Below are 12975 nucleotides of genomic sequence, written 5' to 3'. Positions count from 1 at the left end.
AGACCACACATCACACAGAGTTCACTCCGCCGGGTCTTCGCCCGCGCCCTCCTGGTCATGCAGCACATACTTGCTGTAGATCTTGCTGTAGCGTTCCCCGTAGCGCCTCTGCAGCTCAGGCCCCATGTCCTCCTCCAGCTCGAACAGCACCATCTCCTGGGTAAAATGGTTCAGCAGCAGCTCCACCAGCACCGGATGCTCTGTAACAACCGCCTGAGCAGTTCCATCCTCATAACGCATGCCCAGCATGCACCAGCTCCGGTCAATGACGAAGGAGAATTTCCGGCCGCCGCTGCGCTGCGGCTTGCCCGGAAGGGGCGGCCAGACGGGATAAGGCGCCGGAACGGCATTTCCGCCGTCAAAGGCCCACAGGAGCTTCACTCCGCGCAGCTCCGCCTGTTCGAGCTCGCTGCGCAGCAGCGAAGCTTCCTCCCGCCATACATCAACTACGATCTCCTGGGCGGCCAGACCCAGCTGGCGCACCAGCTCGCCCATCACATTGCGGTCGCCCTCCACATTGTAGAAGGAGGGGCTGACCGGTCCGCCGCGCGGCATCTCACTCTCCATATACGCCAGCGAGGCCTGGACCCGGCCGGAGATGACTGCTGCCAGCTCTTCCGGCTCGAGCACACTGTAGCGCGCCGGCTCGCCTTCCCCGCAGCGCACGTAGCCCTGCTGGGTCAGGCGCTGAAGCGCCGCATATACGTTCGATCTCGATACTCCTAGCTGCTTTGCCACCTCGTAGCCCGAAGCCTGGCCTTTGGTGGCCAGCTCAACCATGATTTTGGATTCCATCTCGGTGAAACCCAAATTGCGAAGATGCAGCAGCAACTGTTCCATCTATGTTGTCCCCCTAAGCTGTCTATACAACCCTTTCTAGATTTGTTCCGAGCCGCAGCGCGGGCACCACATGGAGCCCTTCGGCAGATCTGCGCGGCAGATCTGGCACTTCACAATCTCCCGGGTCTCCCCTTCAAGCACCGGAGGTTCATCAGCCGGCCGGCTGGCCTCCCAGTCGCGGATGCGGCGGTCCAGCTCCAGCTGCCGCTCCCGTTCACGCTCCAGCTCATCGGCATCGCGCCGTCCGCGGTCTCCGCCTGCAGCTACCGGCTCGAACGCTTCAGGCTCTTCTTCCTTCTCAATTTCCGGCAGTACGCTGGCATATGGTGTACGCGGCTCCATTCTCCGGGCCAGTTCCCGCTCCTCCTCGGTCAGCTCTTCCTCGCCGTAGTATTGATCCTCCTCATCCTCATGCTGAAGGATCGTGTGTACTTTGGCTTCCGGCACAGAGGCGGAGGGTGCTGCGGCTGCGTCAGCCGCCGGCTCCTTGCGCAGCGGAATCGGCTCCAGCTTGCGCCCGCAGTGCGGACAGAAATTGGCATCCAGCGCCACAACCCGGCCGCAGGTACATAGCCGCTCATTCTTCAGCTCGGCAATTCTGGCACGTACGCCGTCAATCTGCTCCTGGAGCTTGTTGCAGGCCCGTGCCAGCTCGACCATCGGGCCCTCGGCCGCCGACAAGTCCCTCGAACGATACCCCTCGTAGAACAGCTTCCCCATCTTCAGGAATTCTACCTGCATCTCATGTTCAAGGTCAGAGATCTGCCCATTCAGCTTGCTCACTTCCACCGAGCTTTGCGCTTTTTCACTCACCCGGCTGGCACCGTCTTTAATGCGTTGCAGTAAATTCATTGTAAGTTCCTCCTTCTCCAGAGTGAGAAATAGGCTGATCCCAGCCGCATATACCCTTCATCCATGCTTACCGCCCCAATCGGCAGCGGAAACGTGACTCTATCATACCAAAAGTTAAGGCCAGATTCATTATTTGCCCTCAGGTGGTAAATACCAAGCATAGGCGGTTCCTGCCCCCTGTCCCGAGTGAACGGGCAATCCGCCTCAGCCCAGGTACATCACCTGAACATAATGGAGGGATCACTTTGCCTGACGGTAACCGCAAACGGTATTTCGTAGCTGTGAATCACGGCCTGATCCAGGAGACGCGCAACGACTCCAATGAATATGAAATTTTGCTGTCCGGGGAGGAGCTGACCGTGCTTCAAGACCTGCTGAATGAGCTGTCCCGGGAGGACGATTATGCCTTCCGGCGCGCTTTTGTCCCCTATAAGTCCGCCGATCATGATGATGCTGCCGAGCAGTTCGACGACGCCACCATCCGCGTATTCCAGTACCTGCACGATCACGGCACAGAGGAGACACGCCGGCAGATTGAGGGGCTGAACGTCCTGCAGAAGCTGGAAAATGCGGGTTACGAAGACGAGGGCTACGGCAGCGGATCACCCACCAACAAATAAACGCGCTGCCCTGCCGCGCTGTCCCGTACCCGGGCTGCTGTGCATATAATGAGCTATACGCGGCTCAGGGCAGAATGTTTCTCTTCGGCAACGTTCCGGTTTTATTTTGCTTCCGGGGCTGTACATCGGTTAAAATAGAATCACAAATAACGAAACCGGGAGAGTATAAGTGGAAGAAAATGATAGTACACAGGTTACATTGAACAAATTGCAGGTCCATGTGAAGGATATGCAGAAGTGGCAGATTAACGAGGATTTCGCCAAGCAGGTGGAGAATTTCAAGGCACTGCCTGCGCTGTACCGACATGCTCTGAATGAGCTTGAGAATAAAATTGAGATTATCCGCACAGAGTGGCAGGTGCGTGACGGCTTCAGTCCGATTGAGCATGTGAAGTGCCGGATCAAGGAGCCGAAGAGCATCGTCCACAAAATGCAGCGCAAGGGCATCGAGCTCAACCTGGAGAACATGGAGCAGCATATTCACGACATCGCAGGGATGCGGATTGTCTGCGCCTTCGTGAAGGATATCTACCGGCTGGTGGATCACCTGTGCGCCCGCGAGGATATCCGCGTACTGGAGATTAAGGATTACATCGCCCATCCGAAGCCGAACGGCTACCAGAGCCTGCATCTGATCGTCGCCGTCCCGCTGGTACTGCTTGACGGCACCCGCTGGGTGAAGGCTGAGATGCAGATCCGGACGCTCGCTATGGATTTCTGGGCCAGCATGGAGCATATCCTCTACTACAAATTCGACAAGCAGCTGCCCGCCCATGTGGCCGAGGAGCTGAAGGAAGCCGCACGCGCCGCCGATGAGCTGGACCAGCGGATGCTCCGCCTGCGCCGCGAGATTCTGGAGCTGTCCGAGAACGGCAGCCTTAACGAGTCTTAAGCGGGGTTTCAGAGCCTTATAAGCGAGTGTCACGGGTCTCAGGGAGCTTTGGGCGCGCGTATTACACTCTATAGCTGACGCTGACCCGCTTCCGGGTCACCAAGAATGAGGGCACTTGTGCACCTCATTTTTGCGTTTGACCGGCTTTCGGCGGAATGAGGGGCATTAGTGCACCTGAATTTCGCGATTAGCTGACTTTCGGCGAAATCCGGGGCATTAGTGCACCTCATTCTCTCGTTTGGCGGGCATCTGCTGGAATCAGGGGTACTTGTGCGCTTTAATTCCTCTGTTCCTCTGTGATCCGTTTCTGAGCTAGTTGCTAGTCTGGTCTAATCCCCAGTGTTTCATCAAGTTTGTCGGCCGGTTGGCGTGCTCCCAAGAAGCGTTCCTCTGAATAGACATCTACACGCTCCGGACATACAAGTAACATATCATTTCTTCTATTTCTCCTATCGCCAACTTTCCTGCCAATCTGCTACCTGCAGCAGTTGCTTCCCCGGAGGGATTTATCCCTCTCATTTCATCGTTCCGCCAACTTCAGACCGGATTAGTGGGATTTATCCCTCTCATTTCACCGTTCCGCCGACTTCAGGCCGGATCAGTGGGATTTATCCCTCTCATTTCACCGTCCCGCCAACTTCAGACCGGATTAGTGGGATTTATCCCTTTCTTCCCCGTTCCACCAACTTACTTATGCGCGGGGTCTGCCCGCATGGGCAGACGGTTAGGGCTTGTTCAGGTCTGCCGCACGCCGGGCGGCGGACTCGGCCGCCCGGCGCATCAGCAGAGCGAGCCCTTCGCGCGCCTTGGGAGTCTGCGGCAGGAGCGCGCTCCAGTCCTCTTCCGGCTCCATTACCTCCGGCAGCGCCGGGAACGGCCGGGGAGCCAGCTCGTGGAATAGCGGCCCCGGCTGGTGAAGCGAGCCTTCGGCTGCGGCTTCGGCCAGCCATTCGCCGGAGGAGACGGCCGGGCCCTTGCGCTCCAGCCGGGCCAGCTCGGCCGCCAGCGACACAGGCGCAGGCGGCCCTTCCTCCCCGGGCTGCTCCAGCTCCTGATCCGCCCAGAGGGCGAATACGCCGGAGAGCAGCTCCTCCTTGGACAAGCCGCGCAGCGCAAGCGCAAGCAGCGGCTCCTTCACCAGCTGCTGCCTGATGCCATGCAGCAGCTCTGCGGCGGGCAGCAGGCCCCTGCCCTGTTCAAGAATGGCCTGCTCCAGCTCCGCATCCGCAGGCACAAGCTCTAGCCCGCCCAGCACACCGCCTACGCTGCCCTGCAGCAGATCGTAGAGCCCGCCCGGCTGCCCGGAGAACAACCTCAGCACATCACGCTTGCGGGCGGGAGGCCACTCCACCAGCCGCAGCGTGACAACTTCACGCCGCACCTGCTGCTGCTCCTTGCCCTCTGTGCCCCGCAGCTCATGCTGTCCTTCCGGCACGTTCTGCCGCAGCTCACGCTGTCCTTCCGGCACACTTTGCCGCACCCGCCGCTTCTGTTCACTATGCTCTCCCTGCTCAACACCGGGTCTCCCTGCCTCATCCGCCGCAGCGCTTATCACACTGCCCGTGGCTTTTATCACTCCAGGCAGCACCTCCAGCCGCAGCTCCAGCAGCTCACTCATCGATGTCACCCTCCTTCAGCCTCACAACTCTTCGCCCTGTTTACACCTTCATAGCCCGTCTACATCCAATCCTGGCCCTGCAGTTCGATCAGTTCCTTGAGCTCATGGTTCGACATTTCGGTCAACCAGTTCTCGCCGGAGCCGACGACCTGCTCGGACAGGCTTTTTTTGCGTTCAATCAGCTCATCGATCCGTTCCTCCAGCGTTCCCTGGCAGATCAGCTTGTGCACCTGTACATTCTTGTGCTGGCCGATGCGGAAGGCCCGGTCCGTTGCCTGGTTCTCTACGGCAGGGTTCCACCAGCGGTCATAATGCAGCACATGGTTGGCCCTGGTCAGATTAAGGCCTACACCTCCCGCCTTGAGCGAGAGGACGAAGAATGCCGGACCCTCACCCTCCTGAAAAGCATGCACCATCTCGTCACGCTCCCGCTTCGGAATGCCGCCATGCAGGAACAGGGGGGCCCGGCCGTAACGTCTGGCCAGACGGCTGACCAGCAGCTCGCCCATCGCCACATACTGTGTGAAGATCAGCGCGGATTCACCCAGCTCGGAGATGCTGTCCAGAACCTCGAACATGACATCCATTTTGCCGGAGGATTCACTGCGCAGGCTCCGCCCTTCCTCGCTGCGGAACAGCTGCGGATGATCGCAGATCTGCTTCAGCTTGGTCAGGGAAGACAGCACCAGCCCGCGCCGGGCCATGCCCGTGCGTTCACCGATAACGCCGAGCATCTCATTCACGACTCCCTGATACAGCGCAGCCTGCGTCTCTGTCAGCAGACAATAGGACTTCAGCTCCAGCTTCTCGGGCAGATCCTTTGAGATATCCGGGTCGCTTTTGAGGCGGCGCAGCAGGAACGGCGAGACCAGGCGGTGAAGCTCCTGCAGACGCTCGCCGCCCTCTCCCGATACATAGCGCTGGCGGAAGGAATGATACGTCCCCAGATACCCGGGATTAAGAAAATGAAAAATCGACCACAGCTCCCCCAGCCGGTTCTCCACCGGTGTCCCGGTCATCGCAATCCGGTGCGGTGCCGTCAGCTTCATGACGCTCTGTGCCTGCTTGGTGCGGTGGTTCTTAATATATTGCGCTTCATCCAGCACAACAGTGGACCAGTGCACTCCGGCCAGGTCCTCGCTGTCCCGCCCGGCCAGGTGATAGGTCGTCAGCACAATCTCATGGCTGAGGGCAAGTTCCCTGAAGCCTTCTCCGCGTACCCGGCGGCCGCCGTGATGTATATGCACACTAAGCGAGGGAGCGAACCGCTGCAGCTCCCGCTGCCAGTTCCCCAGCAGCGAGGTCGGGCAGAGGATCAGCACAGGCTCCTGCCTCTCTCCGGGCGGTGCACTCAGCGCCCGGTCCAGCAGGCAGGTAATGACCTGGACCGTCTTACCCAGACCCATATCATCGGCCAGGCAGACTCCGAAGCCGAGGTTGCTGAGCGCCGCAAGCCACTGGAAGCCCCGTTCCTGATAAGGCCGCAGCGTTCCGTTGAGGCCATCCGGCACCGGACGCAGCGGCAGCCCGCGCAGCACATCGCCGTGCATGAGCGAGGCGAGCAGACCCGTGGTCTCCATCCCCGTCACGGACATGCCCTTCCACAGCCGTTCAGCGCCATCCTCCGCAGTAAGACGCATCCACTCCGCTGCCGTCATCTCTCCGCTCTCGCTGCGCTTCATATATCTCAGGACCTGGCGCACTTCCTTCGGGTCCACTTCAATCCATTCTCCCCGGAAGCGCACAAACGGCACGCCCGCTTCCACCAGAGCATTCAGCTCCTCCTCCGTGATCTCCGAATCGCCGAGGGAAGCCTCCATGCGGAAGGAGATCAGCTCCTCCATCCCCAGGGCGGAGTGAGCCGGGCCGTCGGTTCCCCCGCCGGGCGGCTGCATCCGCATCCTCAGGCCAATCTTCCGCCGGCCTTCACGGCTCCAGCGCGAAGGCATCTGCACCGTAATTCCCCGCTCGCGCAGCTGCTGGACCGTCTCCTTCAGGAAGGCATAGAGCCGCTCGGGCGGCAGGTCGACTCCGCCCGGCGCCGGTTCGCCCAGCGCCCGCTGAATATCCGGAGACAGCTTCGCCGCCCGTCCCAGCGCGGCTAATAGCTGCTGCTGGATATTGCGGTAGCGCTTGCCCCACAGGGTGAATTCCCGCTCCCGGCTGCTCCAGACCGTCTCCGCCGGAATCCAGAATTCAGCCTCCTCCCGGCTCTCCGCCCAGAAGCTGAGCCGCCACAGCTCGCTGTCCTCTTCAGGCGGCTCCAGCCGCAGGCCCAGGCTCAGCTGTCCGCTGCCGGCTTCCTCCGTCTCGAAATGCGGCATCTCATGGTCCGCTGTGCCGTTCACCACCTCCAGCAGCTCCGTCACCTCCGCCGGTGTGCCTTGTACGGGAATATCCCGGCTGCCGGTAAGCAGGCTGTTCCACCACAGCTCTGTGAGCGGGGAGTAGCCGCGTCGGTAGTTGGCCTTGTATGCCGCCAGCTCGCTCTCATGCGCGGCTGTCACCTGCCTGATCTCGGCGGTCATGACTGCCTGGAGGAAGGAATAGAGCACGTAAGCGCCGGCTTCCTCACGAGAGGACATCTCGCCTTCCCCGGCGGCAGGTGTACCGAGGGCAAGCACCGGCATGGAGGCCGCCAGCTGCAGGAAGAATTCACGGTCCGCCGTATCCCGGAAGGACGGCGACCAGCATACCGCTGCCGCCTGCTCACCGCCGCGCCGCCGCGAGCCTACCATGCGCGGAATGCGGGCGCCGGGCACAATGGCCCCCTTGCCCATCAGCTCCAGCGCGAACCGTGCAGCTGCCGCCCAGTAGCGCAGCTCGCCGCCCGGCTCAATCCCCTGGGCACGGACCGCCTCTTCATCCCAGGCCAGCAGCAGCCCGAAAGCGTCCTTCGGGGACAGCGCCAGGCCCTCAAGGGTACGTCCGGGCATGCTGCGCCGCGCAGGCTTGCCGTCCGCAGGGGGAGCCGCAGGATATTTCACCTCCGCCAGCCGCAGTGCCGCTCCAGCCAAAGGGCGCCAGCCGCCGCGAAGCTCCAGCCGCTTGACCACACGCGTCCATGCATCCACTCTCGGCTCGGAGGTCTCGCCCGAGAAGCAGAATAACACGTCCCCTAACCATATCGCATACAGATGCTTATTCATTGATGATCTCCATTCCTTTGAGCCAACAGCAAGAACCAGCCTGCCCTGAATGGAAGACTGTGTTCCTCTGTGCTTTCTTCATCCCTTCATCTTATACGAAAAAACCCCGTTTTAAAAACACTTCCGCATTATTTTCCTGATTTTCTGCAGATTTTTCTGCAAATCAGAGAAAGTGAGGCAAGAGCACTCCTCTTGACGGTGCCCAATACAGCCCAAAGAACCGGACTCGCCTCTGCACAGAAGGAATCCGGCCTTTCTGACGAACAATCCATCCGGTGATTTCCGCCTCTTCCTACCCGGCTTCCGCCCGAATCCGCAGCTCTCCGCCTTCCGGGGTATCCGCCACCTGGATAATCATCGCCCCGTTCTTGCCGTTACGCGCCCAGCCCAGCGAACCATCGTTCAGCTCCTCCAGACTGATCTCTGTCAGCCCCTCCACCGCAGCGGCAGTGAGGAATGGATAACAAAGGGCGAAGCGCAGCTTATCCCGCCGCGGCTTGTAATCATGCACCTCATACATCCAGCTCAGCACCAGCTCCCCGTCTCCTCCCTCAGCCTGCACAGCAAGCTCCGTATATTCTCCCTTGCGGTAGCTGAAGCTGTGGCCGTCATCCTCGTACAGCCTGAAGGCTGCCGAGAAGCCCGCTCTAGCCTCTGCCCCGTAGAGATGGAAGATAACCGTCTCCTCCGTCTCCTCAAGCGCATACTGCCTTAGCGGGCCCTCTGCGACGAAGCTGCCCGCCTTCACATACATCGGCATGATGTGCAGCGGCGCAGCGGCCAGAATATGGCGTCCGCCTTCATGGACCTCCCCGTCCCAGTAATCCAGCCAGCAGCCTTCCGGCAGATAGACCGAGCGGTGATCCGTATCCGGCCGGTAGACCGGAGCGATCAGCACATTCTCGCCCAGCAGGAACTGATCGCACAGGTTCGTCACATGCGGATCGCGCGGATATTCGAGCACCAGCGGGCGGATTACAGGCAGGCCGGACTTCTCAGCCTCATGGAACAGATTGTACAGATGCGGCATCCAGCGGTAGCGCAGGCCGATGAATTCACGCAGAATCCCTTCCACCTCTTCCCCGAAGGACCACGGCTCCTGGCGCAGTGTTCCGATGGAGGAGTGATTGCGGCAATACGGGAAAAAGACCCCCATCTGCGTCCACCGCACCAGCAGCTGTGCCGACGTATGGTGGGCGAATCCGCCGATATCCGGCCCCGAGAAGGCCAGTCCGGACAGTCCCATATTCAGCACCATCGGCATCGCCATCGCCATATGCTCCCAGAAGCTGCGGTTGTCCCCGGTCCATACAGCCGCATACCGCTGAATGCCCGCATATCCGGCCCGGGTCAGCACAAACGGGCGCTCCCCGCCCATATGCTCTGCCAGCCCCTCATAGGTCGCTTTAGACATCATCATCCCGTACAGGTTGTGGTATTCCTCGTGGGTCACCGGACGCCCGTTATTGAAATGCATCACATCCAGATCCATCGTCTTGCTCTCATTGAACACGGCCGGCTCGTTCATATCATTCCAGATGCCCTGAATTCCGAGATCGGTATAGTACTTGTGCAGGTCACCCCACCACTCGGCGGTCCGGCTGTCACTGAAATCAGGGAAAGCGCTGATGCCCGGCCACACCTCCCCGAAGAAGAGCTCACCCTCCAGGTAGCGGCAAAAATGCTTTTCCAGCACCCCCTGCTTATAGACCTCATATTTCGGGTCCTTTTTGACGCCGGGATCAACAATCGGGACAATGCGCACGCCTAGCTCCCCCAGCTCATGGATCATTTTCTGCGGATCAGGGAAGTTAACGGGATCAAAGGTGAATACACGGTATTCATCCATATAGTGAATATCCAGGTAGATGACATCGCACGGGATGCTCTTCTCCCGGAAGGTGCGGGCCAGCTGCAGCACCTCCTGCTGATTCATGTAGCTGTAACGCGACTGGTGGTAGCCAAGCGCCCATTTCGGCGGAAGCGCGATCCGGCCGGTGAGCGTAGTGTATCTTTTGACCACATCCTTCATCTCAGGGCCGTTAATGAAATAAACATCGTAAGCTCCGGTAGAGCAGCCAATGGTAAAAGCAACCCCATGCGAGCGCATATCAAAATCACTCCGGCCCGTGTTGTCGAGGAACAGCCCGTAGGAGAGTTCGCCGTGCATGTGAATGATCAGCGGAATCGATTCATAGAGTGCTTCGATCTCCGGCAGATGCGGGGCGAATACATCGGTATTCCAGTTCGTATACCGCTCGCCCCGTTTATCCAGGAAGCTGGACTTCTCCCCCAGCCCGTAGAAATGTGAGTCCGGCTGCATATCATATTCCGCATGGCTCGCACCGCGCGGGTTCCAGCTGGTCAGATTCTGCTGCATAATCACCTTGCCGGAGGTATTTTCCACACGGAGCTGAAAAGAAGTTTTCTCAATAATCAGCCGGATGGCACCCGTGCTGAAGACCAGTTCCTCCCCGGTCTCCTCCACCGGGAACAGATGCGGAATGCAGCAATCCTTCAGCACCGCCTCCGAGGTGGTCAGATCCGGCACACTGCCGTGGAAGACCTTCATCCTGAACATATCATCGCTAAGGAACATAAATACCATACCTGCGCATTCCCCCCGCACGATATAGACATTCTCAGACCGCTCCCAGGAGACTACGCTTCCCGGCGTATTCCATGTCTCCTTCATCACCAACGGCCCCATCTTCTCGGGGCGGATCGCCTCGCTGCTCTCCATATCCTCTAGTCCCCTTCCATGATTAAAGGTAGATCCCGGACGCTCCAGGAACCCGTGACCTCTGTTTCATTGCCTCTTCCTGCTACATATTACCCCGACCCTGCGGATTGCTATCCGCCAAACTTATGACTAGTCAGTCATTTTTTTGACAAAATGGGTCTGAACCGCTGGCAATGCGGGTATATTTTATATAGGCCAAGGTTAAGAACGCGTTATTATTCCACATTAGGGAGTGATTCTATGAGTGCTAACAATCCTTATAAATGGGGCAATCTGCTGCTGTTCCTGGGCGTCATTGCCGTCAACACCCTGTCGGTTGCACTGCCGCTGGGCGGGAACAGCACCGCTGAAATTTCGGACAGGTATCATACGTATCTCACTCCGGCCGGTTATGCTTTTTCCATCTGGTCCGTCATTTACTTGCTGCTGGCCGGGTTCGTGATCTACCAGTTCCGCAGCGCCGCCGGAGGAAGGGATTCCGTGCAGCGGATCGGCATCTGGTTCATGCTAAGCTGTCTGTTCAATATGGGCTGGCTGATCCTCTGGCACTATCTGCATATCGAGCTGTCGCTGGCGGCCATGGTGCTGCTGCTAATCTCCCTGATCGTCATCTACCGCCGGACCCGCTTCATTCCGAATCCCACAACCGGCGAGAAATGGCTGGTGAAGCTGCCGTTCAGTCTGTACCTCGGCTGGATCTCTGTCGCCACCATTGTTAATGTCAGCGTAGTGCTGGTGAAGAACGACTGGGGCGGCTTCGGGCTCAGCGGCCCGTTCTGGGCGGTCATTATGCTCTGTGTGGGCACACTGCTGGCTGTGCTGGTCAGCTTCCCCTACCGGGACAGCATCTATCCGCTGGTCTTCGTCTGGGCCTACATTGCCATTGCAGTGGAACACAAGGATACCAACGAAGTGTATTTCACCGGGCTGATTGCCGCCGGGCTTCTCCTGCTCTACAGCATCTGGCTGCTGCTCACCCCGCGCAGAAGCAGTTACTAGACAGGGATGCAGTCACCCTCATGATCCGGCTCTTCAGCACAAATCCCCCGCAGCCTGTTCAGGCGCGGGGGATTCGTAATGTTTATAAGCTATGCTTATTTCTTGCGGGCTACGGCTTCAATCTCCACCAGCGCATCCTTAGGCAGGCGCGCAACCTCCACAGCACTGCGGGCCGGATACGGCTCGGTGAAGAAGCTGCTGTATACTTCGTTCACGGCGGCGAAGTCGTTCATGTCCTTCAGATACACGGTAGTCTTCACCACATGCTCCATAGAGGCCCCGGCTTCTTCCAGAATGGCCTTCACATTGCTGAGCGACTGGCGCGCCTGATCCTGTACGCTCTCCGGCAGCACTGCCGTCTCAGGGTCCATGCCGAGCTGGCCTGAGGTGTACACCCAGTTCCCGGCAACAATTGCCTGGCTGTAGGGGCCGATGGCTCCTGGTGCTTTGCTTGTAGCTACTTGCTTCTTAGTCATGTTTCTCTCCTCCTGATGGCTCACCCTGCGGCCTTGGGACCGCCGAGCCAGATTCATGAATGGTCTCATTGTACGTCCAGAGATCTGCTGTTGGCAAACCCTCTTCAGCCGATCCGCTAATGCTTGCCGATGACATGAATAACATCATTCGTGTAGATATGAACACCGCCGGTCTCTGCCTGGGCAATATTCATCATGGCCCGCGCCACTGTAGCCGCAGGAATCGCCCGGTATTTCGCGGTTTTGCCCACCATGGCGAAATCGAGCGCCTTCATCAGCACGGCGGCCGCCCGTTCACCCAGCCTGAACTCCTCCCGCTCGCCAAGCAGCAGGGAGGGCTGGAACAGATGCAGCCCGTGGAAGCCGGCGGCAATCAGCCCTTCCTCGGTCCGTCCCTTGGTCCGGCTATAGAAGGTCCGCGATTTCGCGTTCGCTCCCATGGAGGAGACAGCCAGGAACTGCTTCACGCCCTTCGCCTTGGCCAGAGCTGCCGCCGCGAGCGGATACTCCAGATCGACCCGTTCAAATTGCTTCTGCGAGCCAGCTTTCTTAATCGTCGTGCCCAGGCAGCAGAACACCGCAGAGACACCGGCGAATGACTCTCCGTACTGCTCCAGCCGGTCCCAATCCACCTGAATCCGCTTGAGCTTAGGATGCCTAAGCTCAAGCGGCCGGCGGACCAGCACCCGGACCTCATCCCAATTCCCGGCAAGCAGATCCCGGGTCAGCGCACGGCCGACCAGACCTGTAGCTCCCAATACCAGCGCAATCCTTGTCACCGGATTC

At 59.3% G+C, this 12975-nt stretch carries 10 protein-coding genes; 3 read left to right on the top strand and 7 right to left on the bottom strand.

What is annotated here, in order from left to right; all coding sequences use genetic code 11:
• Window positions 1–21: 21 nt before the first annotated feature.
• A complete protein-coding gene (locus K1558_RS07815) occupies window positions 22–840 on the bottom strand; it encodes a TrmB family transcriptional regulator (RefSeq protein WP_238650832.1) in 819 nt (272 codons plus the stop codon).
• Between the two features lie 36 nt (window positions 841–876).
• On the bottom strand, window positions 877–1692 hold the full coding sequence (locus K1558_RS07810) for a zinc ribbon domain-containing protein (RefSeq protein WP_238650831.1): 816 nt from the start codon (window positions 1690–1692) through the stop codon (window positions 877–879).
• Window positions 1693–1937: 245 nt separating this feature from the next.
• Here K1558_RS07810 and K1558_RS07805 point away from each other — a divergent pair, with 245 nt between their 5' ends.
• Window positions 1938–2312 carry a hypothetical protein gene (locus K1558_RS07805; RefSeq protein ID WP_238650830.1) on the top strand — a complete coding sequence of 125 codons (375 nt, stop codon included), beginning with the start codon at window positions 1938–1940 and terminating at the stop codon, window positions 2310–2312.
• A gap of 229 nt (window positions 2313–2541) precedes the next feature.
• Window positions 2542–3204, top strand: a complete 663-nt coding sequence (locus K1558_RS07800) for a GTP pyrophosphokinase (RefSeq protein WP_238650976.1) — start codon at window positions 2542–2544, stop codon at window positions 3202–3204.
• A 724-nt stretch (window positions 3205–3928) separates the two neighbouring features.
• On the opposite strand, the gene K1558_RS07795 is transcribed toward K1558_RS07800, so the two are convergent.
• From K1558_RS07795 to K1558_RS07785, 3 genes are all read right to left on the bottom strand, one after another.
• The gene (locus K1558_RS07795) at window positions 3929–4822 is read right to left on the bottom strand and encodes a hypothetical protein (RefSeq protein ID WP_238650829.1); all 894 of its coding nucleotides are present in this window, start codon (window positions 4820–4822) and stop codon (window positions 3929–3931) included.
• A 59-nt stretch (window positions 4823–4881) separates the two neighbouring features.
• Window positions 4882–7971 carry an SNF2-related protein gene (locus tag K1558_RS07790; protein WP_238650828.1) on the bottom strand — a complete coding sequence of 1030 codons (3090 nt, stop codon included), beginning with the start codon at window positions 7969–7971 and terminating at the stop codon, window positions 4882–4884.
• 292 nt (window positions 7972–8263) lie between these two features.
• The gene (locus K1558_RS07785; protein ID WP_238650827.1) at window positions 8264–10714 is read right to left on the bottom strand and encodes a glycoside hydrolase family 31 protein; all 2451 of its coding nucleotides are present in this window, start codon (window positions 10712–10714) and stop codon (window positions 8264–8266) included.
• Window positions 10715–10954: 240 nt separating this feature from the next.
• Here K1558_RS07785 and K1558_RS07780 point away from each other — a divergent pair, with 240 nt between their 5' ends.
• Window positions 10955–11713, top strand: a complete 759-nt coding sequence (locus K1558_RS07780; protein ID WP_238650826.1) for a tryptophan-rich sensory protein — start codon at window positions 10955–10957, stop codon at window positions 11711–11713.
• Between the two features lie 95 nt (window positions 11714–11808).
• Here K1558_RS07780 and K1558_RS07775 read toward each other — a convergent pair whose 3' ends face one another.
• Both K1558_RS07775 and K1558_RS07770 read right to left on the bottom strand, forming a co-directional pair.
• Window positions 11809–12189, bottom strand: a complete 381-nt coding sequence (locus tag K1558_RS07775) for a RidA family protein (RefSeq protein WP_238650825.1) — start codon at window positions 12187–12189, stop codon at window positions 11809–11811.
• A 116-nt stretch (window positions 12190–12305) separates the two neighbouring features.
• Window positions 12306–12968 (bottom strand): oxidoreductase, encoded by a 663-nt coding sequence (locus K1558_RS07770; protein WP_238650824.1) that lies wholly within the window; start codon window positions 12966–12968, stop codon window positions 12306–12308.
• Between the last annotated feature and the right edge of the window lie 7 nt (window positions 12969–12975).

Source organism: Paenibacillus piscarius, from assembly GCF_022234545.1.
Classification (GTDB): domain Bacteria; phylum Bacillota; class Bacilli; order Paenibacillales; family Paenibacillaceae; genus Paenibacillus_AQ; species Paenibacillus_AQ piscarius.
This window is presented reverse-complemented; position numbering and strand designations above follow the sequence as displayed.